At 69.7% G+C, this 21,715-nt stretch carries 19 protein-coding genes; 13 read left to right on the top strand and 6 right to left on the bottom strand.

Annotation, left to right across the window (positions count from 1 at the left end; translation table 11 throughout):
* The first annotated feature begins 70 nt into the window (after positions 1-70).
* Positions 71-1,180, top strand: coding sequence for a glycerophosphodiester phosphodiesterase (locus tag ABD143_RS02285; protein WP_379659783.1), 1,110 nt, complete (start codon positions 71-73; stop codon positions 1,178-1,180).
* Positions 1,181-1,209: 29 nt separating this feature from the next.
* Here ABD143_RS02285 and ABD143_RS02280 read toward each other — a convergent pair whose 3' ends face one another.
* The 4 genes from ABD143_RS02280 to arfB form a co-directional block, all read right to left on the bottom strand.
* A complete protein-coding gene (locus ABD143_RS02280) occupies positions 1,210-2,142 on the bottom strand; it encodes an alpha/beta fold hydrolase (protein WP_343970470.1) in 933 nt (310 codons plus the stop codon).
* A gap of 17 nt (positions 2,143-2,159) precedes the next feature.
* Entirely contained in the window at positions 2,160-2,678 is a 519-nt protein-coding gene (locus ABD143_RS02275; protein WP_343970467.1) for a phage holin family protein, read from the bottom strand.
* A 103-nt stretch (positions 2,679-2,781) separates the two neighbouring features.
* Positions 2,782-3,984, bottom strand: coding sequence for a Na+/H+ antiporter NhaA (gene nhaA / locus ABD143_RS02270; protein ID WP_343970464.1), 1,203 nt, complete (start codon positions 3,982-3,984; stop codon positions 2,782-2,784).
* A gap of 93 nt (positions 3,985-4,077) precedes the next feature.
* On the bottom strand, positions 4,078-4,533 hold the full coding sequence (gene arfB, locus ABD143_RS02265; RefSeq protein WP_343970461.1) for an alternative ribosome rescue aminoacyl-tRNA hydrolase ArfB: 456 nt from the start codon (positions 4,531-4,533) through the stop codon (positions 4,078-4,080).
* Between the two features lie 193 nt (positions 4,534-4,726).
* Between arfB and ABD143_RS02260 the strand changes: the two genes are divergently transcribed.
* Positions 4,727-5,449: a GntR family transcriptional regulator gene (locus ABD143_RS02260; RefSeq protein ID WP_343970458.1), complete on the top strand. Its 723-nt coding sequence runs from the start codon at positions 4,727-4,729 to the stop codon at positions 5,447-5,449.
* Positions 5,450-5,807: 358 nt separating this feature from the next.
* On the opposite strand, the gene ABD143_RS02255 is transcribed toward ABD143_RS02260, so the two are convergent.
* Positions 5,808-7,199, bottom strand: a complete 1,392-nt coding sequence (locus ABD143_RS02255) for an OFA family MFS transporter (RefSeq protein WP_343970455.1) — start codon at positions 7,197-7,199, stop codon at positions 5,808-5,810.
* Positions 7,200-7,332: 133 nt separating this feature from the next.
* On the opposite strand from ABD143_RS02255, the gene sucC reads away from it, so the two are divergent.
* The 5 genes from sucC to ABD143_RS02230 all read left to right on the top strand — a co-directional run bounded on the left by sucC (position 7,333) and on the right by ABD143_RS02230 (position 11,589).
* A complete protein-coding gene (gene sucC, locus ABD143_RS02250) occupies positions 7,333-8,502 on the top strand; it encodes an ADP-forming succinate--CoA ligase subunit beta (protein ID WP_343970452.1) in 1,170 nt (389 codons plus the stop codon).
* A 2-nt stretch (positions 8,503-8,504) separates the two neighbouring features.
* Positions 8,505-9,407 carry a succinate--CoA ligase subunit alpha gene (gene sucD / locus ABD143_RS02245; protein ID WP_343970449.1) on the top strand — a complete coding sequence of 301 codons (903 nt, stop codon included), beginning with the start codon at positions 8,505-8,507 and terminating at the stop codon, positions 9,405-9,407.
* Positions 9,408-9,453: 46 nt separating this feature from the next.
* Positions 9,454-10,302, top strand: a complete 849-nt coding sequence (locus ABD143_RS02240; protein WP_343970446.1) for a hydroxypyruvate isomerase family protein — start codon at positions 9,454-9,456, stop codon at positions 10,300-10,302.
* Positions 10,299-11,201, top strand: a complete 903-nt coding sequence (locus tag ABD143_RS02235) for a 2-hydroxy-3-oxopropionate reductase (RefSeq protein ID WP_343970443.1) — start codon at positions 10,299-10,301, stop codon at positions 11,199-11,201. Before ABD143_RS02240 ends, ABD143_RS02235 begins: the two co-directional genes overlap by 4 nt.
* A 133-nt stretch (positions 11,202-11,334) precedes the next feature.
* Positions 11,335-11,589, top strand: a complete 255-nt coding sequence (locus tag ABD143_RS02230; RefSeq protein WP_343970440.1) for a hypothetical protein — start codon at positions 11,335-11,337, stop codon at positions 11,587-11,589.
* Between the two features lie 163 nt (positions 11,590-11,752).
* Here the strand turns inward: ABD143_RS02230 and ABD143_RS02225 are convergent, their stop codons facing one another.
* Positions 11,753-12,730 carry a 2-dehydropantoate 2-reductase gene (locus tag ABD143_RS02225; protein WP_343970437.1) on the bottom strand — a complete coding sequence of 326 codons (978 nt, stop codon included), beginning with the start codon at positions 12,728-12,730 and terminating at the stop codon, positions 11,753-11,755.
* A gap of 227 nt (positions 12,731-12,957) precedes the next feature.
* On the opposite strand from ABD143_RS02225, the gene ABD143_RS02220 reads away from it, so the two are divergent.
* The 6 genes from ABD143_RS02220 to ABD143_RS02195 all read left to right on the top strand — a co-directional run bounded on the left by ABD143_RS02220 (position 12,958) and on the right by ABD143_RS02195 (position 21,663).
* Positions 12,958-14,688, top strand: coding sequence for a thiamine pyrophosphate-binding protein (locus ABD143_RS02220; RefSeq protein ID WP_343970434.1), 1,731 nt, complete (start codon positions 12,958-12,960; stop codon positions 14,686-14,688).
* 28 nt (positions 14,689-14,716) lie between these two features.
* Positions 14,717-15,943, top strand: coding sequence for a formyl-CoA transferase (gene frc, locus ABD143_RS02215; protein ID WP_343970431.1), 1,227 nt, complete (start codon positions 14,717-14,719; stop codon positions 15,941-15,943).
* Between the two features lie 2 nt (positions 15,944-15,945).
* On the top strand, positions 15,946-18,090 hold the full coding sequence (locus ABD143_RS02210) for an acetate--CoA ligase family protein (RefSeq protein ID WP_343970428.1): 2,145 nt from the start codon (positions 15,946-15,948) through the stop codon (positions 18,088-18,090).
* Between the two features lie 330 nt (positions 18,091-18,420).
* Positions 18,421-19,926: an Nramp family divalent metal transporter gene (locus tag ABD143_RS02205; RefSeq protein WP_343970425.1), complete on the top strand. Its 1,506-nt coding sequence runs from the start codon at positions 18,421-18,423 to the stop codon at positions 19,924-19,926.
* A 6-nt stretch (positions 19,927-19,932) separates the two neighbouring features.
* Positions 19,933-20,520 carry a hypothetical protein gene (locus tag ABD143_RS02200; RefSeq protein WP_343970421.1) on the top strand — a complete coding sequence of 196 codons (588 nt, stop codon included), beginning with the start codon at positions 19,933-19,935 and terminating at the stop codon, positions 20,518-20,520.
* 87 nt (positions 20,521-20,607) lie between these two features.
* Complete coding sequence (locus tag ABD143_RS02195; protein ID WP_343970418.1) at positions 20,608-21,663, top strand: TerC family protein; 1,056 nt, start codon at positions 20,608-20,610, stop codon at positions 21,661-21,663.
* Positions 21,664-21,715: the final 52 nt, after the last annotated feature.

Here is a 21,715-nt window from a genome sequence, read left to right as displayed (position 1 = left end):
TCACCACATGGACCGAACGCCGGGCACCAGCAGTGAGACTCACGTCACTCGACCGAGGAAGGGTGTGCCAATGCCATCCCCCGCTCGAGGACTCGCCGTGGTCGCACTCGCACTCGCCGTACTCGCGCTGATCGTCGGCCCGGCCGCCCCCGCCGCGCTCGCGGACGGCTCCGAGTCCGCCGCTCCTCTCGTCATCGGTCACCGCGGGGCGTCGGCGTACCGCCCCGAGCACACCCTGGCCTCGTACGAGCTGGCCGCCCGCATGGGCGCGGACTACATCGAGCCCGACCTGGTCACCACGTCCGACGGGGTGCTCGTCGCCCGCCACGAGCCGGAGATCGGCGGCACCACTGACGTCGGGCGGCACCCGGAGTTCGCCGAGCGGCGCACCACGAAGACCATCGACGGGGTCGAGTACTCGGGCTGGTTCACCGAGGACTTCACCCTCGCCGAGCTGAAGAAGCTGCGCGCCACCGAGCGGATCCCGGCCACCCGGCAGGAGAACACGATCTGGAACGGCCGATTCGAGATCCCGACGTTCGCCGAGGTGCTCGACCTGCGCGAGCGGTTATCTGACGAGCTGGGCCGCGAGGTCGGGATCTACCCGGAGACCAAACACCCGACGTACTTCGCCTCGATCGGCAAGCCCCTGGAGCCCGCGCTCGTCGACCAGCTGGACGACGCCGGCCTCAACCACAGCGGCGCGCCGGTCTTCGTACAGTCGTTCGAGACGACGAACTTGCGCAAGCTGGACGACGAGCTGAAGGTGCCGCTGGTGCAGCTGCTGAGCGCCCAGGGCGCTCCGGCAGACCTCGTGGCCGCCGGCGACTCGCGCACGTACGCGGACCTGATCACGCCCACCGGCCTCGCGGACATCGCCACCTACGCGGCGGGCATCGGCCCGGACAAGAACATGGTGGTGGCCAGCAACGCCGACCAGACCCTCGGCGCGCCCACGTCGCTCGTCGCCGATGCGCACGCCGTGGACCTGCTGGTGCACCCCTACACGTTCCGCAACGAGAACCAGTTCCTGCCGGCGAACCTGCGCAGCGCGGGGAGCCCGGCCGACTACGGCGACGTGTTCGCGGAGTACGCGGCGTTCTTCGCCGCAGGCGTCGACGGGGTGTTCGCCGACAACCCCGACACGGCCCTCGCCGCCGTCCGCGGGATGAACACATAGATATAAGGAGAAGCGCGGCCGCCCCGGGCTCAGCGGGACAGGCCCTCCAGCAACAGCTCAGTCGTCTCTTCCGGGTGTTCCTCGTGCGGGAAGTGTCCGGTCGCCGGCATCACGTGCAGCCGGTGCTCCGGACCGGCCCACCGTTTCGCCGCGGCCGCGGTGCGCGGGAGCAGGCACGGGTCGAGCGCACCGTGCACCTGCAGCACCGGGACGGTCGGAGGACGCGCAACGGCAGCCGCGAAGCGCCTGCCCTCGGCCCGTAGCTGGGAGCGGGCCGCCCAGCGGTAGTACTCCATCGCGCAGTGCACGGTGCCCGACACCTGGACGGCACGCCGGTAGTGGGCGGTGGCCTCGGCGAAGTCGGCGGACGCAGCCCACTCCGGGCCCGCCCAGCCCCGCATGATCCGCTCGACGCGCGCGCCGCCCTCGGCGCGCAGGGAGCGCTCCGGCCACCGGGGCAGTTGGAAGCCCAGCGCGTAGGCGGCTGTGGCCCGCCCCTGACCGCGGGGGTCGCGGACCATGGCCGATCGCACGGCGAGCGGGTGCGGCGCGCCGAGCGCGGTGAGCGAGCGCACCAGCCGCGGGTGCAGCGCCGTCACGGTCCAGGCGATGAGCCCGCCCCAGTCGTGCCCGACGAGGTGCGCGCGCGGCTCCCCGAGCGCCCGCACGAGCCCGGCGACGTCGCCGGCGAGCGTCCAGAGGTCGTAGCCGCGCGGGGGTTTGTCGGAGTCGCCGTAGCCGCGCAGGTCGGCGGCGACGACCCGATACCCGCGCTCGGCGAGCGCCGCGACCTGGTGCCGCCACGACCACCAGAACTCGGGGAAACCGTGCAGCAACACTACGAGCGGCCCGCCGCCGTCGGACTCGGCAACGTGCAGGCGGATCCCGTTGGCGGAGACGTTGCGGTGGGTCCAGGGGCCGGCCAGCCGCGCCGAGGACGGGTCAGGCGCTGCTCGGCGCACCCCGGTCGGCTGACGACTCAGCGGGCGACGGCGCCTGGCGTGCCGTCCAGCTCGTGCGGGGCGGTGCCGTCGCCGTCGTGGCCGCGGTGGGTGAGCACGTGCGCCGACTCGCGCAGCGAGGAGATCGTGCGCTCCGGCGCCCGGATCTTCCGGACGCGCAGGTAGCCGAACAACCCGAAGAGGCCCGCCGTCAGCAGCATGATCCCGAAGACGATGGCGAACGCGACGGCGCGATTGAGCCACAGCGCGAGCAGCTCACCGAGCGCGAAGAACGCGAAGAAGAGGCTGAAGAGCAGGATCGTCAGCGCGATGATGAAGAAGACGCTGCCCTGCATGCCCTTCTTCACCTCGGCGGTGACTTCGGAGCGGGCCAGCTCCACCTCGGCGCGCACCAGGGTGGAGACGTGTTCGGCGGCCTCGCGGACGAGTTCGCCGATCGACCGCTCCTCCGCGGACCGGGTCGGCTCGGGAGCGAGCGGGATCGACGGCAGGACGGGCGGAACCCCCGCGCCGCCGGGGCTGGTCGGGCTGGCCACCGCGGTCCTCCTTAGAACGCCTCGCCGGGACGATGATCTCGGCAGCCATCCTTCCACGGCCACCGGCTGGGTGCCCGCTCAGGACCGGGCGCGCCGCGCCGCGTCATCCGGTGTTGCGGGCGCGCACTCGGCCCCGGCGCACCAGCAGCGCGGCCCCGGCGACCGACGCGGTGGCCGACGCGGCCAGCACGGCCGCCTTGGCCGTCTCCAGGAGCTCCGGGTGGTCGGCGAGCGACAGCTCCGCGATCAGCAGGCTGACGGTGAACCCGACCCCGCCGAGCATCGACACGGCGGCCATGTCCCGCCAGCTCAGCCCCCGCGGCCGGGACGCCGGCGTCAGCCGGATGACGAGCCAGGACGCGCCGAGGATCCCGACGATCTTGCCGGCCAGCAGCCCCACGATCACTCCCTGCGAGACGGCTTCGGTGAACACGGCCCGCAGGGCGCTCGCCCCGATCGGCACTCCGGCCGCGAACAGCGCGAAGACCGGCACCGCAAACCCCGCCGACCACGGCTGCAGGCGGTGCTCCAGACGCAGCGCCGGGGCGAACTCCTCGCCCGGGTCGGCGCGGACGCGGGTGAGCAGGCCGAGCAGCACGCCGGAGACCGTCGCGTGCACACCCGCCTCGTGCACCGCCAGCCACGTGGCCACCGCGATCGGCAGGTAGACCCACCACGCCCGCACCCGCCTGCGCTGCAGCCACCAGTACAGGGCGGCCAGCAGCGCGGCGGCGACCAGCGCGATCAGGTCGAGCCCGGAGCTGAACAGCACCGCGATCACGATGATCCCGCCGAGGTCGTCGGCCACCGCGAGCCCGAGCAGGAACACCCGCGCGCTCACCGGCATCGCCGAGCCTGCCAGCGCCAGCACGCCGAGGGCGAACGCGATGTCGGTGGCCACGGGGATGGCCCAGGCCTGGTCCATCCCCGTGGCACCGCGGCCTACGAGCAGGGCGAGACCGGCCGGGACGATCATCCCGCCGAGCGCGGCGGCGACCGGGAGCAGTGCCTGGCTCCGCGTCGACAGCTCCCCCACGACGAGCTCGCGTTTGAGCTCCAGCCCGACGACGAAGAAGAAGAGGGCGAGCAGGCCGTCCGTCGCCCACTGGGCGAGCGTGAGGTCGAGGTGGAGCGCTGCCGGACCGACGACCGTGTTCCGCGTCGCCTGGTACGCACCGGCCCACGGCGAGTTGGCCCACACGATCGCGACCGCCGCGGCGGCCAGCAGCACGAACCCGCCGACCGTCTCGGTGCGGAGATACCGGGCGAACTCCCCGACCGGGGCGGCGATGCGGCGACGGGTCAACGGGCGGCTCCTCGCAGGCGGGCACGACGACGTTGCCGAGCGCGCCGCAGATGACCTTATGTCAGCCCGTCCGGATCTGCGTATGCAGGCCCGTTACTCCTCGGGCCGCCCGCGGAGCCGCTTCACCGCAGAGCGCCGGGACTTCGCATCGAGCCGCCGCCGCTTCGCTCCAGCCGTCGGTCGGGTGGGCCGGCGTTGCGGCGGGTCCGCCGCCGTCGCCGCGCGCAGGGTGCCCGCCAACCGCTCGCGGGCGGCGTCCCGGTTGCGGAGCTGACTCCGGTGCTCGGACGCCGTGATCGTGAGCACGCCGTCCACCAGCCGCGAGGCCAGCCTGCGCAGGGCCCGCTCCCGCAGGTCCTCGGGCACGGACGGAGAGCGCGCGAGGTCGAAGGACAGCTCGACGCGTGAGTCGGTGGTGTTGACCCCCTGCCCGCCGGGTCCGGAGGAGCGTGAAAACCGCCAGTTGAGCTCCCGTTCGGGCAGCACGAGCCGCCCATGTACGGGAAGCTCACCCTCTGCCACGCGGCCAAGGGTGCCCCACGCGCCCATCCGCCCCACCCCCAGCGCAACATGTTAGCCCGAATGGCGGTATACGGTGCTCCATTTATACTTCTGTCTGATCAGTGAGTAGTACCACGAGCCAAAACGGCTCGGCACTTTGTATGCTGTAAGCAGTCGACCAGACACAACGAACCACCCCAGAAGGGTACTGGTCGATCCACCGCCCAACCTGGAGCACCTGATGTCTTTGTCCGAGACGCCGTCAGAAGCCGCCAGCCGCCGGATCGCCCGGCCCGTTCCGCTGCGTGAGAGCGTCTACAGCGCCATCCTGGACATGATCGTCAGCCGGAACCTTCAGCCGGGCCAGCACCTGGTGGAGAGCGAGCTCGCTGTGATGCTGGGCGTCTCCCGGCAGCCGGTTCGCGAGGCGCTTCAGTGGCTGAAGAACGACGGCTGGGTGGACCTGCGGCCCGGGCTCGGGGCGTTCGTCCACAGCCCCACGGTGGAGGAGGCCGACCAGCTGCTCGCGGTGCGCAGCCTGCTGGAGACCGAGTCGGCCCGGCTGGCGGCCAAGAATGTCACGGAGGAGGGCGTCGCCCGTCTCCGCGAGATCTGCCGTCAGGGCCACGTTGCCCTCGCAGCCGAGGACGTCGCCACGATGGTGGCGCTCAACGCCGAGCTGCACGCCACTGTGATGCGACTGTCCGGCAACGACGTGCTCGTCGAGCTCGCCGCCCAGGTCGACCGCCGAGTGCGTTGGTACTACACGCCAGTGGCCCGCCATCGTGGTGCGCAGTCCTGGCAGGAGCACTCGGAACTCATCGACGCGATCGCTACGGGCGACGCAGATCGCGCGGGCACAGTGATGTCAGCGCACACCGAGCACACCCGTCGCTCATACCTGGAGCAGCGTGACGACGCGGACACCAGTCCGACCGCTGCACTCAAGGGGCGCGTCCACTAGGCGCTCCCAGGACGCACGGGGCCGGTAGCAGCGGCCCCTCGCCCGCTGCCCCTTGGGTCGAAGGTCGACCGTAGGGAGCACCCCGACCGCGCCCCACGTCGGCGCGCGTCACTCATCAGGCACGCACTCCTGCGCGCCGCCCTGCTTCCAGCACGCGCCGGCCGGCGGCCAACGGTCCCCAGACCCGCGCCTCCTGAGCCCTAGGAGCTCAGGGGGCGTGCGGTGGCCACGGACTTGGCCCGGGGCGAGGACCCTTCGAGAAGTCCGCGGCCACCGCACTGGGATCCGCCCCTGGTCGTAGGCCCCCCGCACGGGGCGTACGACCAGGGGCGGTGGTCTTTCCGCCGCCCTGACGAGATCAGACGGCGTAGCGGGTCGAGGGCTCGGCGGCGCGCTCGGCCACACGAACCGGCGGGAGTGTGCTCGGCAGGCCGGGGCGCTGCAGCAGGCCGGTTGTCCACCCGGCGCCGAGCGATATGACGGCAGCGACGGTGAAGGTAGCGGCCCAGCCCCACGATGTGACCGACAGGGCCGCCAGCCCGACACCGAGCACACCGCCCACCGCCTTGGCGCTGTAGACGAGGCCGTGCACCTCCAGTGCGCTCTGCTCTCCGAAGTACTCGCGGGCGAGGCTCGCGAACAGCGGGTAGAAGCTGCCGCCCCCGAGCCCGGCCAGCGCCGCGGCGGTCACCAGCGCGGCAGTGGCGCCCGTGGTGGCCGACACCGCGAACAGCAGCTGCGCCGCGGCCTGCACGACCAGCACCAGGCTCAGCGTGCGGCCACGCCCGACACGGTCGGAGAAGCCGACCGACACCGCGCGTCCGGCTCCGTTGATGCCGGCGAGGAGTCCGGCGGCAAGCGCCACCACACCCGCCGTCGCGCCCAGGCCGTCGGCGTAGACCACCAGGAACGCGGCGTTGAACAGCGACACGGCGCCTGCGCCGATGAGGATCAGGTACATCACCGGCAGCACTCGCGTGCGCAGCGCCTGCACAGCCGAGTACTCGCGGATGGCGGGCGGGTTCTTGCGCCGCCCAGGGTTGGTGTTGCGCCCGAGCGCCCACGCCCTCGGGTCGACCTCGGCGGGCCACCACCGCGCGGGCGGGTCGCGGAAGAGCAGCCCCGGCCCGGCGACTAGCAGGAAGAGCACGGCGGCCGCAACGTCGAGCACGACGGTCAGGTTGCCGGCGTGCAGCCCGATGACCGCGGCGACGATGAAGGGCACGGACCCGTAGGCGAACGCGCCGGTCACGGTGCTCACCCGGCCCGCCATGCGCTCCGGGTACCACTTGGCGACGGTGGACGTGCAGGCCGCGTAGACGAGGCCGGCACCGGTGCCGCCGAGGACCGCATACCCCAGCAGCGCGCCGAGCAGCCCGCCGCTGTGAGCGAGGGCCACGAGGCCGAAGGCACTGAGCGCTGCGCCCGCGACCATGACAGTGCGCGGGTCCAGCCGGTTGCGCTCACGGAGGTAGGCCACCGGCAACCCGACGCCCGCCTGGAACACGGTCCAGCCGGCGAGCAGCCAGAGCGTGCCGGCGAGACCCCAGTCGTTGCGCTCCATGAGCGCCGGAACCGCAGCCCCATACCCGTACTGCAGCACGCCGACGGCCGCCATCGGTAGCCACGCCAGCCGAAGCACGGACGAGCGCGGGCGTCCGATGAGGTCCATCGGAGACTCCCCGACGCGGTAGCTGCGGCCGTTGTTGTCCCGGATCTCCCGGATCTCTGCCCGCTGAACCTCTGGCATGGCGACCTCCCTCCATACTGTATGCCAAATATTGCGGGCCCGTGACCCAGAGCACAAGTCTTCTGGACAACTTTCTCCATACTGCATACAGTCGACCAGCACGTACGTCGGGTCAGACGGGAGAAATCGCAGCGTGGACCTCTACGAGCATCAGGCGAAGGACTTGTTCGACGTGCATGGCGTGGCGGTGCCGCTCGGTGCCGTGGCCGACACCGCCGAGGAGGCCGCGAGCGTCGCGGCCGGTATCGGCGGGCCGGTGGTCGTGAAGGCTCAGGTCAAGACGGGCGGCCGGGGCAAGGCAGGCGGCGTCAAGCTGGCCGTCGACCCCACCGACGCGCAGGCCAAGGCCGGCGCCATCCTCGGCATGGACATCAAGGGCCACACCGTGCACCGGGTGCTGGTGGTGGAGGCCTCGCAGATCGCCGAGGAGTACTACTTCTCCTTCCTGCTCGACCGCTCGAACCGCACCTTCCTCGCCATGGCGTCCGCGGAGGGCGGCATGGAGATCGAGCAGCTCGCCGTCGAGCGCCCCGAGGCGCTCGCGAAGGTGCCGATCGACGCGATCGCGGGTGTCGACAAGGCCAAGGCCGCCGAGATCGTCGCCGAGGCGAAGCTCCCTGCCGAGGTGGCGGACCAGGCCGCCGACGTCATCGTGAAGCTCTGGGAGACCTTCGTCTCCGAGGACGCCACGCTGGTCGAGGTCAACCCGCTGGTCCGGACGGCAGGCGGCGAGGTGGTCGCGCTCGACGGCAAGGTCACACTCGACGAGAACGCGGCGTTCCGCCACCCCGGCCACGCGGACCTCGTCGACCAGCGCACCGAGGACCCGCTCGAGGCCAAGGCCAAGGCGAAGGACCTCAACTACGTCAAGCTCGACGGCCAGGTCGGCATCATCGGCAACGGCGCGGGCCTCGTCATGAGCACGCTCGACGTGGTGGCCTACGCCGGGGAGAACCACGGTGGCGTGAAGCCCGCCAACTTCCTCGACATCGGCGGCGGCGCGTCGGCCGACGTCATGGCGGCAGGTCTGGACGTCATCCTCGGCGACCCCGACGTCAAGAGCGTGTTCGTCAACGTCTTCGGCGGCATCACCGCGTGCGACGCGGTGGCCAATGGCATCGTCGAAGCGCTGAAGATCCTCGGATTCAGCGCCACGAAGCCGCTCGTCGTGCGGCTCGACGGCAACAACGTCGAGGAGGGGCGCCGGATCCTGAACGAGGCGAACCACCCCCTCATCACGCAGGTGGACACGATGGACAACGCGGCCGACAAGGCCGCCGAGCTCGCAGCGGCGGGGGCCTGAACATGTCGATCTTCCTGAACAAGGACAGCAAGGTCATCGTCCAGGGCATCACCGGCGGTGAGGGCACCAAGCACACCGCCAAGATGCTCGCCGCCGGCACCAACGTCGTGGGCGGCGTCAACGCCCGCAAGGCCGGCACCACAGTCTCCATCGGCGGCGCCCACCTCACCGTGTTCGGCACGGTCGAGGAGGCCATGAAGGAGACCGGCGCCGACGTCAGCGTGCTGTTCGTGCCGCCGAGGTTCACCAAGGACGCCGCGATCGAGGCCATCGACGCCGGCATCGGCCTGGCCGTGGTGATCACCGAGGGCGTCCCGGTGCACGACACCGCCTACGTCTGGGCGCATGCGGTCGCCACCGGCAACAAAACCCGGATCATCGGCCCGAACTGCCCCGGCATCATCTCACCCGGGCAGTCGAACGCCGGGATCATCCCGGCCGACATCGCGGGCCAGGGCCCGATCGGCCTGGTGTCGAAGTCGGGCACGCTGACCTACCAGATGATGTACGAGCTGCGGGACCACGGCTTCTCCACCGCCATCGGCATCGGCGGCGACCCCGTGGTCGGCACCACGCACATCGACGCCCTCGAGGCCTTCGAGGCCGACCCCGAGACCAAGGCGATCGTGATGATCGGCGAGATCGGCGGCGACGCCGAGGAGCGCGCAGCCGACTTCGTGAAGGCCAACGTCACCAAGCCGGTCGTCGGGTACGTCGCGGGCTTCACCGCGCCTGAGGGCAAGACGATGGGCCACGCCGGCGCGATCGTCTCGGGCTCGGCGGGCACCGCGCAGGCCAAGAAGGAGGCCCTGGAGGCCGCGGGCGTGCGGGTCGGGAAGACCCCGAGCGAGACGGCCGCCCTGATGCGGGAGCTGCTGGGCAGCCCGTCCGGCGCGGCGGCCTGAGTTCCACCTGCACACAACCGTCCGCGCCGTCGATCCGGGAGAAGGCATGCCTGACGCCCCCCTGAACTACGACGTCAACCTGTCCATCCTGTTCACCGAGCTGCCGCTGCTGCATCGACCCGCAGCGGCAGCGGAGGCGGGCTTCGACGCCGTCGAGCTGTGGTGGCCGTTCCCGTATCCGGAGCCGTCCGACCGCGAGCTGGACGCCCTGCGCACGTCCATCGAAGACGCAGGCGTCCGGCTCGTCGCACTCAACTTCGACGCCGGGGACATGGCCGCGGGGAGCCGCGGGCTGGTTTCCCGCCCCCGCGACAGCGCCCGTTTCCGCTCCAACATCGACATGGCCGTGGGTTTCGCGGGGTCGCTCGGGTGCACTGTGCTCAACGCTTTGTACGGCAACCGCGACGTCGAGGTCAGCGTGCCCGAGCAGCGTGAGCTCGCCACCGAGAACCTGATGCTGGCCGCCACCGCGGCGGACCGCATCGGCGCCACTGTGGTGATCGAGGCGCTCAACAGCTACGAGAGCCCGCTCTATCCGATCACGTCGTCGCAGAAGGCGCTCGACATGATCGACTACCTTCGGGTCGTGCAGGGCGTGCGCAACGTCGCGTTCCTGGCCGACCTCTATCACCTGGCACGCATGGGCGAGCCGGTCGAGCGGCTCGTCGAGCTGCGGGCCGACCGGTTCGGCCACGTCCAGATCGCCGACCCGCCCGGCCGGAGCCAGCCAGGCACCGGCAAGCTCGACTGGGACGTGGTGCTCACCCGCCTCGCCGAGAGCGGGTACCGCGGCCATGTCGGCCTCGAGTACAAGCCGGTCGGCCCCAGCGCCGAGAGCTTCGATTGGCTCCCCCGGCACCTCCGCGCAACCGCAACCGTAGAGGAATCAGTATGACTGAGCCCGCAAGCACGCCCATCGGATTCATCGGCCTGGGGATCATGGGTGGCCCGATGGCCGCCAACCTCCTCAAGGCCGGCTACCCCGTCGTCGGCTACGACGTCGTGCCCGCCGCCCTGGAGAAGTTCACCGCGGCCGGTGGCAAGGCGGCCGACTCGGTCGCCGCCGTCGCCGCAGAGTCCGACGTCGTGATCACGATGCTGCCCGACTCGCCGTTCGTCGAGGAGGTCGTGCTGGGCTCCGGCGGCGTGCTGGAGCACGCCAAGCCTGGCCTGCTGCTGATCGACATGAGCACCATCCGGCCCGACACCTCGGTCGCCGTCGGCACGGAGGCCGCCTCCCGCGGTGTCCGCGCCCTCGACGCCCCCGTCAGCGGCGGCGAGAAGGGCGCGATCGACGGCGTCCTCTCGATCATGGTCGGGGGCGAGGAGGAGGTCTTCGCCGCCGCGCTCCCCGTGCTCGAGGTGCTCGGCAAGACGATCGTGCACGTCGGCCCGGCCGGCGCGGGGCAGACCGTCAAAGCCGCGAACCAGCTCGTCGTCGGCGGCACGTACGCGCTGGTCGCCGAGGCCATCGTGCTGCTCGAGGCGTCCGGAGTCGACGCGGGCCGCGGCCTCGACGTCCTCGCCGGCGGGCTCGCCGGAAGCCGGATCCTCGAACTCAAGCGCGAGTCGATGGTCGCGCGGCAGTTCGCGCCGGGCTTCCGTATCGACCTGCACCACAAGGACATGGGCATCGCGATCGCCGCGGCGCGCGAGGCCGGCGTGGCCCTTCCCATGACCGGGCTGGTCGCGCAGCTCATCGCCTCGGCCCGCGCGCAGGGCTACGGCTCGCTCGACCACTCGGTGCTGCTGAAGGTGCTGGAGAACCTCTCCGGCAGGGCCTCCACGGCGTGAGACCCGCCGGCAGACAGCGGATCCTCTGTGTGGAGACCGTTGCTGCCGTGCTCGCGTCGGAGGGCGCCGACACCGTGTTCGGCGTCCCCGACGCTCCCCCCTCCCCCTCCACGCCGCCCTGCGCAAGCGCGGCGTGGAGCACGTTGCGGTGCGGAACGCGGAGAGCGGCACGCACACCGCCGACGGGTGGGCAAGAGCCACCGGCAAGGTCGGAGTGTCGATCGGGACCTCCGGCCTCGCTGGTACCGAACATGATCGCGGGGCTCGGCGCGGCGCTCGCCGACTCCGTCCCGATCATCTGCCTCACCGGGTTGAGCGGGCGGCCGGGCAGGCGGAGCGGTCCGCTCACGCCGCAACCCCCGCCGGCCTCGTGCGGCTCGCCGACTGAAGGTCGCACTCCTATATGGGTGCATCGTGGCCGTTCCAGAGCCACGGAACGGCCCTCTCGCCCTGGATCGCGGGGCGGGAGGGCCGTTCGCTGTGGCGGGCCCGTAAACACGCCGGCCGCCGGCAGGCTGTTCACCCACCGGCGGCCTCTGGGCGCGGACCTGTCAGGACGCTGCGGCCACCTGCTGATTGAGCAGGTCGGCAACTGCAGTGATCGCCCTGAGAGTGGGGACCTCGGCGCCGGTGAGGTCGGCGAGCTCCACTACCGCAGTCAGGAGCACGTCCAGCTCCATCGGGCGTCCACGCTCCAGATCCTGGAGCGTGGAGGTCTTGTGTTCACCGGTGCGCTCGGCGCCGGCGATGCGCTTCTCGACGGAGATCTCCGGCTTGCAGCCCACTCGGTGGGCCACATCGAGGGTCTCCTCCATCATCTTCGCCACCAGCGCACGAGTGCCCTGGTGCCGGGCGATGCCGGCCATCGTGGCCCGCGTCAGCGCACTGAGCGGGTTGAAGGCGATGTTGCCCATCAACTTGATCCAGATGTCGTTGCGCACGTCGGCCTCGACGGGGCACTTGAGCCCGCCGGCCACCATCGCCTCAGAGAACTCGGTGCAGCGCTTGGAGATCGAACCGTCCGGCTCACCGATGGAGAACCGGGTGCCCTCCAGGTGCCGCACGACACCGGGCGCCTCGATCTCCGTGGCCGCATAGACGACGCATCCGATCGCGCGGTCGAGCGGCAGCGCGGCCGTGACGGAACCCGCTGGGTCCACCGCCTCGATCCGGTGCCCCTCGAACGGCCCGGCCAGCTTGTGGAAGTACCACCACGGGATTCCGTTCTGCGCCGCGATGATCGACGTGTCGTCGTGCAGCAGCGGCTTGATCATGGGCGCGGCCGCGGCGTACGCGTTGGCCTTGAACCCCAGGAAGATGTGGTCGACCGGACCGATCTCACCTGGGTCATCGGTGGCGTTGGGGTGGGAGGAGAAGTCCCCTCTCGGAGAGAAGACCTGTACTCCGTTCTTGCGTAGCGCCTCGAGATGCGCACCGCGGGCGACAAGGTGCACATCTACACCGGCCCGGCTCAGTGCCGCCCCCACGTAGGCGCCGATCGCACCCGCTCCCAGCACAGCAACCTTCACGTCGGGCTCCCGTCCTCTGTGAATCGTGCATTCAGTATGCAGTATGGAAGGCTGTCGTCAAGCGCCATCGTCGGGACGCCCGGCGCAGGACCGAGCGGCCTCGGTCTAGGTCAGGTCACAGACGAACCAACTCTGGACAACGGCCGCACCGTGGGGTACCAAAGCAGCCATACCGTATGCAGTATGGAACCGCCGCCAGCGAGGGCGACACGAGGAGATGGCTTTCGATGACGCAGACGATCCCCGGAAGGGCCGCTCGGGACGGGACCGGCCGTGCGCCGACCCTGCCCGAGACGGTCTCCGGCGGCCATCTCGTCGCGAAGGCGCTGAAGGCAGAGGGCGTGGACACGATCTACACCCTGTGCGGCGGGCACATCATCGACATCTACGACGGTTGCGTTGACGAAGGTATCGCCGTCATCGACGTGCGGCACGAGCAGGTGGCCGCGCACGCGGCGGACGGCTACGCGCGCATCACCGGCAAGCCCGGCGTCGCGGTAGTCACCGCAGGTCCCGGCACCAGCGACGCCATCACAGGTGTCGCCAACGCGTTGCGCGCGGAGAGCCCCATGCTGCTGATCGGCGGCCAGGGCGCGCTCGAACAGCACAAGATGGGGTCCCTTCAGGACCTCCCGCACGTCGACATGATGGCGCCGATCACGAAGTTCGCGGCGACGGTCCCGGACACGGCGCGCACCGCAGATTTCGTGTCGATGGCGTTCCGTGAGTGCTTCAACGGCGCTCCCGGCCCGTCCTTCCTGGAGATCCCGCGCAACGTGCTCGACGCGCACGTGCCGCTCGAGCAGGCGCGCCTGCCCAAGCCCGGCTCCTACCGGGCCTCCACCCACTCCGTGGGCGACCCGGCGGCCATCGAGCAGCTGGCCGGCCTCATCTCCCGGTCCGAGAAGCCGTGCGTCCTGTTCGGCAACCAGGTCTGGACCTGCCGGGCGACCGACTCCGCCATCGAGTTCGTCCGCACGCTCAACATCCCGGCGTTCATGAACGGCGCCGGCCGCGGAACCCTGGCCCCCGGGGATCCGCTGCACTTCCAGCTGGCCCGGCGGCACGCCTTCACCGAGGCCGACCTCATCATCGTCGTCGGCACGCCGTTCGACTTCCGGATGGGCTACGGCCGCCGGCTCTCCCCCACCGCCAAGGTCGTGCAGATCGACCTCGACTACCGCACGGTGGGCAAGAACCGTGACATCGACCTCGGCCTCGTCGGCGACGTGGGCGCCATCCTCGCCGCCACCACCGCCGCCGCCTCCTCCGGCTGCGTCAGCAACGGGATTGCGGCCCGCAAGGCGTGGGTCGACGAGCTGCGCGCCTTCGAGAGGGCTGCCTTCGAGAAGCGCCTCCCGCGCCAGCACTCCGATGCCGATCCGATCGACCCGTACCGCCTGGTGCACGAGATCAACGAGTTCCTGACGGAGGACTCGATCTACGTCGGCGACGGTGGCGACATCGTCACGTTCTCCGGCCAGGTCGTGCAGCCGAAGTCCCCCGGCCACTGGATGGACCCGGGCCCCCTCGGCACCCTCGGCGTCGGCATCCCGTTCGTGCTGGCGGCCAAGCACGCCCGCCCGGACAAGGAGATCGTCGCCCTGTTCGGTGACGGCGCCTTCAGCCTCACCGGCTGGGACTTCGAGACCCTGGTGCGCTTCGATCTCCCGTTCGTCGGGATCGTCGGCAACAACTCGTCGATGAACCAGATCCGCTACGGGCAGATCCAGAAGTACGGCGAGGACCGCGGCCGCGTCGGAAACACGCTCGGCAAGGTCAAGTACGACGAGTTCGCCAAGATGCTCGGCGGTTACGGCGAAGAAGTCAGCGACCCCGCCGACATCGCGCCGGCCCTGCAGCGCGCCCGCGAGTCGGGCCTCCCGTCCCTCATCAACGTCTGGATCGACCCGGAGGTATACGCCCCCGGGACCATGAACCAAACGATGTACAAGTGACCGTCGGCCATCCCCTGGGGGTAACGATATGAGCGCTCTCGAAGGCGTCCGTGTTCTGGACATGACCCATGTCCAGTCCGGGCCCTCGGCCACTCAGGTGCTGGCCTGGCTTGGCGCGGACGTGGTCAAGCTCGAGGCCCCGACCGGCGACATCACGCGTCAGCAGCTGCGCGACATCCCCGATGTCGACAGCCTCTACTTCACGATGCTGAACTGCAACAAGCGCAGCATCACCCTGAACATGAAGAGCGAAGAAGGAAAGCAGCTCTTCATCGAGATGGTGAAGGAGGCCGATGTTCTCGTCGAGAACTTCGGCCCCGGTGCCGTCGACCGGATGGGGTTCACCTGGGACCGGCTCGAGCAGCTGAACCCGCGGCTCATCTACGCCTCCATCAAGGGTTTCGGTGAAGGCCCGTACACGCACTACAAGGCGTACGAGGTCGTCGCGCAGGCCATGGGCGGCTCGATGACCAGCACCGGTTTCGAGGACGGCCCGCCGCTCGCGACGGGTGCCCAGATCGGCGACTCCGGCACCGGCATCCATGCCGTGGCCGGCATCCTGGCCGCGCTGGTGCAGCGCAACACCACGGGCCGGGGCCAGCGCGTCACGGTCGCCATGCAGCACGCGGTACTCAACCTCTGCCGGGTGAAGCTGCGCGACCAGCAGCGCCTGGTGCACGGACCGCTCGCCGAATACCCGAACGAGCAGTTCAGCGACGAAGTTCCGCGCTCCGGCAACGCCTCCGGCGGTGGCCAGCCCGGCTGGGCCGTGCGCTGCAGCCCCGGTGGCCCGAACGACTGGATCTACGTTATCGTCCAGCCGCCCGGCTGGGCCCCGATCGCCAAGCTCATCGGCCGGCCCGAGCTTGCGGAGGACCCCGAGTGGGCCACCCCGCAGGCCCGGCTGCCCAAGCTCGACAAGATGTTCCAGCTCATCGAGGAGTGGTCGTCCCGCCTCAGCAAGTGGGACGCCCTCGCCCAGCTCAACGCGCTCAACGTGCCCTGCGGCCCGATCCTGTCCACGAAGGAGCTGATCGAGGACGCCTCCCTGGCCGACAACAACATGGTCGTCACCGTCGACCACCCGCAGCGCGGTGCGTTCAAGACGGTGGGCTGCCCGATCAAGCTGTCGGACTCCCCAGTGAAGATCGAGACCTCCCCGCTGCTCGGCCAGCACAACGAAGAGGTGTTCGTTGGCGAGCTCGGCCTCGACCCGGAGCGCTTCGCCGAGCTCAAGACAAGTGGAGTGATCTGACCATGGCTCGCGACACCGTGGCCTACGACCGGGACGTCGTAGCCGACGTCCTGGCGAAGGTCCACGCAGAGGGCCGGGAGTCGCTCACCGCTCCCGAAGGCCGTCGTGTCTGCGAGGCCTACGGCATCCCCACACCCGGTGAGGGCTTCGCCACCAGTGCCGATGCGGCGGTGCAGCTCGCCGCCGAGATCGGCGGCGAGGTCGTGATGAAGATCGTGTCGCCGGACATCCTGCACAAGACCGAGGCCGGCGGCGTCAAGGTCGGAGTCTCCGGCGACGACGCGGTGCGCGCCGCGTACTACGAGATCCTGGCGAACGCCGCCGCCTACAAGGACGACGCCGAGATCGACGGCGTCCAGGTTCAGGAGATGCTGAGCGGCGGGCAGGAGGTGATCATCGGGGCCACCACGGACCCGACCTTCGGCAAGGTGATCGTCTTCGGTCTGGGCGGTGTGCTCGTCGAGGTGCTCAAGGACGTCACTTTTCGCCTGGCCCCCGTCGACCACGAGACCGCCATGTCGATGCTCGACGGCATCAAGGCAGCCGAGATCCTCCGCGGCGTCCGCGGCGCCGAGCCGGTGGACGCCGACGCGCTCGCCGACGTCATCGAGCGGCTGTCGGACCTCGTCACCGACTTCCCGCAGATCAGCGAGTTCGACCTCAACCCGGTCTTCGCCCGGCCGGACGGCGCCTCCGCGGCGGACGTCCGGATCGTGCTGAGCGCCAAGGAACCCGTCGAGCCGGTGCGCTACAGCCGGGACGAGATCCTGGCGACGATGAACCGGATGATGCGCCCGAAGGCAGTAGCGGTCATCGGGGCGTCGGCCGAGAGCGGCAAGATCGGCAACTCCGTGATGAAGAACCTCATCGACGGTGGGTACGCGGGCGAGATCTACCCGATCAACCCCAAGGCGGACGAGATCCTGGGGCGCACGGCCTACAAGAACATCGGTGAGGTCCCCGGCGACGTCGACGTGGCGGTGTTCGCGGTGCCGGCGAAGTTCGTGCCGCAGGCGCTGCGCGAGGTGGGCGAGAAGAACGTACCCGCAGCCGTGCTGATCCCCTCCGGCTTCGCGGAGACCGGAAACCACGAGCTCCAGGAGGAGATCGTGGCGATCGCCCGCGACACCGGCGTGCGCCTGCTCGGCCCCAACATCTACGGCTACTACTACACACCGCAGAACCTCTGTGCGACCTTCTGCACGCCCTACGACGTCAAGGGCGGTGTCGCGCTCACCTCGCAGTCCGGCGGCATCGGCATGGCGATCCTCGGGTTCAGCCGCTCCACGAAGATGGGTGTCTCGGCGATCGTCGGCCTCGGCAACAAGTCCGACTTGGACGAGGACGACCTGCTCACGTACTTCGGGCAGGACCCCGACACCAATATCGTCGCGATGCACCTCGAGGACCTGAAGGACGGCCGGGCCTTCGTCGAGGCGGCGCGGGAGATCACCAGGAAGAAGCCGGTGGTCGTCCTGAAGGCCGGGCGCACCGCGCTGGGCGCCAGAGCCGCCAGCTCCCACACCGGTGCCCTCGCCGGCGACGACAAGGTCTACGACGACATCCTCAAGCAGTCCGGTGTGGTCAGGGCCTACTCCCTCGGCGACATGCTGGAGTACGCCCGCGGCATCCCGGTGCTGCCCACGCCGAAGGGCGAGAACGTCGTCATCATCACCGGTGCCGGTGGTTCAGGCGTGCTGCTCTCCGACGCGGTCGTCGAGAACGAGCTGTCCCTGATGGAGATCCCGCCGGACCTCGACGCCGCCTTCAAGGCGTTCATCCCGCCGTTCGGAGCCTCGGGCAACCCCATCGACATCACCGGTGGGGAGCCGCCCTCGACATACGAGGCCACGATCCGGCTCGGCCTGGAGGACGACCGGATCCACTCGCTGATCCTCGGCTACTGGCACACCATCGTCACCCCGCCCATGGTCTTCGCGGAGCTCACGGCCCGCGTGGTGGCGGAGGCGAAGGCGAAGGGGATCGAGAAGCCCGTCGTGGCGTCCCTGGCAGGGGACGTGGAGGTGGAGGAGGCGTCCGACTACCTCTACCAGCACGGCGTCGTCGCATATCCGTACACGACCGAGAAGCCGGTTGCCGTTCTGGGGGCCAAGTACCGCTGGGCCCGCAGCGCCGGCTTCCTCTGACCGCACGACCACATGACCGCACGACCACATGACCGCACGACCAAATAACCGCACAACCAGCACGCAGCACGATCAGGCCAGACAACTGACCTGAATACAACTACAGGACCGAGGCGGCAGCAAGCAGGCCGGCTCACCCGGTGCAGGCGCACCGGGTACACGGATCGGTCGGCCCGGCCGGTGCACCCTGAGGGACTTCGCCCACCCCCCAGGGGCCCCGGCCCGGGTCGGCCGGTACCGCATTCACAGAGAGGTGCCGGAAAGTTAAGGAGGCAATTGCCAGGGGCGAGTAGCCGTACCAGGGAAACCCCGACGGAGAGGTCCACCACTGTGACTACTTCTAAAAACCCCGATTCGACGCCGACCGGGGAAACTACTACCACCGCGGGCAGCGAGCGCGTATGGCACGCGGGCGGCCTTGAACCCATGCCGATCCGGAAGCTTCCGGAAGCCCCGCCAGCTGTTCACATCCTCGGCCCGACGGTCTTCCTCGTCGCGCTCGGGGTGGGAATGGGCGAGTCCTACATGTGGCCTCGCCTGGTGCTTCTCTTCGGACCAGAGATTCGCTGGCTGTTCCTGATCGGTGTCACCCTCCAGGCCATCGTACTCCTCGAAATGGCCCGGTATGCAATGGCGACTGGTGAGAGCATCTTCACAGGTGCTGCCCGGGTATGGAAACCAATCATGTGGTTTTTCTTTACCATCGCCATACTGATCTACATCTGGCCCGGTCACCTCTCGGCGGGCGCGTCCGCGTTCGAGCAGGTCACCGGCGTTCCATGGCAGGTAAGTGCGATCATCGGCATGTTGTTGGTCGGCACCGTCTTCACGCTGGCCAAGGTGATCTACAACCTGCTCGAAAGCGTGCTGTCGATCCTGATCGGCACGCTGGTGCTCGGTACGGCCGTGATCGCGTCCATCGTCGGCACCTGGGACGACCTGGCCAGCACGGTCACGGGCATGTTCGCGTTCGGCTACCTGCCGGAGGAGGCGCTCTCGCCTGCCTGGTTCCCGGTGATCGTCGGCTCGATCGCGTTCGCCGGCCCGTCCGGCATGCAGCAGATGTGGTACACGCTGCACCTGCGGGACAAGGGCGCCGGCATGGGTGCGCACATCCCGCAGCTGCGTGGTCTGCGCGACGCCGGCTCCGAAGAGGTCATGCCCTCGCGTGGCTTCATGTTCGACACCGATGACCCCGCGGAGATGGAGAAGTGGCGCGGATGGCGCCGCTGGGTCACCTTCGACGCCCTGCTGCTGTTCTGGGGCATCACGATGCTGGTCACGATCTCGTTCACGGTGATGGCCCGGGCCGCGGCCCGCAACAACCCGAACGTGGTCGACCTGCTTCGTGAGGGCGACCGGGAGGCCGCGCTCTACGGGATGGCCGACTCGTTCGCGTCGGTCGGTGTGCAGGCGCTGGGCAGCGTGTTCCTCTGCTTCATCGCCCTGATCGGCCTGAACGCCACCCTGGGTCTGTTCGACTCGTTCTCCCGTGGTCAGTCGGACATGGCCTACCACTTCATCCCCGGGATGAAGCGGTTCCGGATGGCGCACATCTACGCCGGCTTCCTCTGGGGCGTGATCGCCTTCGGCATCGCGATCCTGCTCTGGGGTCCGGCCGACGGTCCCGCCGCCATTCTGGACGTCCTGGCGTTCCTCTCCACGTTCGCCATGGGCGCCTACTGCATCGTGTTGCTGCTGGTCAACAACAGGATGCTGCCCAAGCCGATCCGGCCGAAGCTGTGGACGAACCTCATCATCGGGTTCGGTGCCGTGTTCTACCTGGGCATGCTCTTCTACAGCCTCATCCGCTTCGGCGTTGCCGACTTGGGCTGATCCACGATGACAACCCGAGCGCAACAACTCGCCGAGATCGGCGCCCCCGGCGCCGCGATCGGAGTCATCGCCGGAGCATGCGTCGGCGGGATGTCCATGCTTGCCGGACACCCCGTCAGTTGGGCGCTGGTAGGCACCGTGACCCTTGGGGTGCCGCTCGCTCTGCTCGGAGGCGTCTACGGGATGCTCCTCGCCGCGGGGCGCTTCAAGCCGGGCACGTTCACGCCGGCTGGGCTCTACTGGCTGGTGGGCTTCCCCGTCTCGCGCCTCGTGCACGAGACGATGACGCCTGTCGTGCTCGGCGGGAGCCCCACGCCGCCGGCCGACGTCCTGACGTTCCTGCTGTTCCAGGCCCTGGTGGGCCTGGGCTTCGCGATCGGGTTCATCTGGTTGTTCGAGCGGATCACCCCGGCGTGGCTCGTCAGCATCAAGGACCACAACCCGGCGGCTGAGCTGCTCTACGGCAGCTACGCGCACCACGCCGCGGCGATGTGGGAGGCCCGGGAGCGCAAGCGCGCTCGCCGTTCCGTTCGGCTCGCCGACCGGCCCACCGTGGCCGCCGGCGCCCGGGGCAAGTCCCGACGGTCCGTGTGATCCGACGTCGCGGCGGAGCAGTGCCATTCCAGGCGCCCGCTCCGCCGCGGCGTCGGGTTGCTCGGCCGCCGACTTCCGAGGAGAGAGATGGCCATTCCAACCTGGGCCTGGTTCGTGACGATCGGGGCGTTCCTCGCCGTGATCGCCTTCGACTTCTACCTGGTCGCCCGCAACCCGCGTGATCCGTCGATACGCGAGTCGACGATCTGGGTCACCGTGTACGTCGCACTCGCCGTGCTGTTCGGCCTGGGCGTGTTCGCGGTAGCCGGGCCCCAGTACGGCGGCGAGTTCTTCGCCGGCTGGATCACGGAGTACTCGCTCTCCGTGGACAACCTGTTCATCTTCGTCCTGATCATGAGCCGCTTCGCGGTACCCCGCGAGTACCGGCAGAAGGTGCTGCTGGTCGGCATCGTCCTGGCGCTGATCCTGCGCGGCATCTTCATCGCGCTGGGCGCCGAGGCGATCTCCCGCTTCGACTGGATGTTCTACCTCTTCGGCGCCTTCCTGATCTACACGGCGTGGAAGCTCATCCAGAGCGGGGACGAGGAGGAGGAGTTCAAGGAGAACCGAGCACTGAAGCTCGTCCGCAAGGTCCTTCCGTCGACCGAGCAGTACAACGGCGCCGCGCTCACCGTCAAGATCGACGGCAAGCGGCTGGTCACACCGATGCTCATCGTGATGGTGGCGATCGGGAGCACCGACCTGCTGTTCGCGCTCGACTCGATCCCGGCGATCTTCGGGCTCACCCAGGAGCCGTATCTCGTCTTCACCGCCAACGCCTTCGCGCTCATGGGGCTGCGGCAGCTGTTCTTCCTCATCGGCGGGCTGCTGGACCGCCTGGTGTACCTCGCCAAGGGCCTCGCGTTCATCCTCGCCTTCATCGGGCTGAAGCTGATCTTCGAGGCCGCGCACCACCACGGCGTCTCGTGGGCGCCCGAGATCCCGATCCTCGTCTCGCTCGGGGTCATCGTGGGCACGCTCGCCGTCACGACCGTGGCGAGCCTGATCAAGACGCGGAGTGACGAGCGCGCCGCGGCCGCCCAGCTGGAGCAGGACGCGGCCACCGGCGCGGCCGAGCCGGTCGACGTAGTCGACCCGGTGGAGGACGTTCCCGAGCCGAGCGGGAGCAAGCCCGCAGGCTGAGCCCTCCCGCGTCGTATCAGGAGTACCCGAACTGCCCGCCCCACTCAGGGGC

The sequence above is a fragment of the Pseudonocardia aurantiaca genome (assembly GCF_039526725.1).
Classification (GTDB): domain Bacteria; phylum Actinomycetota; class Actinomycetes; order Mycobacteriales; family Pseudonocardiaceae; genus Pseudonocardia; species Pseudonocardia aurantiaca.
This window is presented reverse-complemented; position numbering and strand designations above follow the sequence as displayed.

Excerpts from the sequence above, each read along its gene's own strand:
- ABD143_RS02195 (WP_343970418.1), top strand. The coding sequence starts at position 20,608 with ATGGCCATTCCAACCTGGGCCTGGTTCGTGACGATCGGGGCGTTCCTC.
- ABD143_RS02235 (WP_343970443.1), top strand. The coding sequence starts at position 10,299 with ATGACTGAGCCCGCAAGCACGCCCATCGGATTCATCGGCCTGGGGATC.
- ABD143_RS02200 (WP_343970421.1), top strand. The coding sequence starts at position 19,933 with ATGACAACCCGAGCGCAACAACTCGCCGAGATCGGCGCCCCCGGCGCC.
- ABD143_RS02260 (WP_343970458.1), top strand. The coding sequence starts at position 4,727 with ATGTCTTTGTCCGAGACGCCGTCAGAAGCCGCCAGCCGCCGGATCGCC.
- arfB (WP_343970461.1), bottom strand. The coding sequence starts at position 4,533 with ATGGGCGCGTGGGGCACCCTTGGCCGCGTGGCAGAGGGTGAGCTTCCC.
- ABD143_RS02220 (WP_343970434.1), top strand. The coding sequence starts at position 12,958 with ATGACGCAGACGATCCCCGGAAGGGCCGCTCGGGACGGGACCGGCCGT.
- sucD (WP_343970449.1), top strand. The coding sequence starts at position 8,505 with ATGTCGATCTTCCTGAACAAGGACAGCAAGGTCATCGTCCAGGGCATC.
- ABD143_RS02240 (WP_343970446.1), top strand. The coding sequence starts at position 9,454 with ATGCCTGACGCCCCCCTGAACTACGACGTCAACCTGTCCATCCTGTTC.
- ABD143_RS02285 (WP_379659783.1), top strand. The coding sequence starts at position 71 with ATGCCATCCCCCGCTCGAGGACTCGCCGTGGTCGCACTCGCACTCGCC.
- ABD143_RS02210 (WP_343970428.1), top strand. The coding sequence starts at position 15,946 with ATGGCTCGCGACACCGTGGCCTACGACCGGGACGTCGTAGCCGACGTC.
- frc (WP_343970431.1), top strand. The coding sequence starts at position 14,717 with ATGAGCGCTCTCGAAGGCGTCCGTGTTCTGGACATGACCCATGTCCAG.
- ABD143_RS02255 (WP_343970455.1), bottom strand. The coding sequence starts at position 7,199 with ATGCCAGAGGTTCAGCGGGCAGAGATCCGGGAGATCCGGGACAACAAC.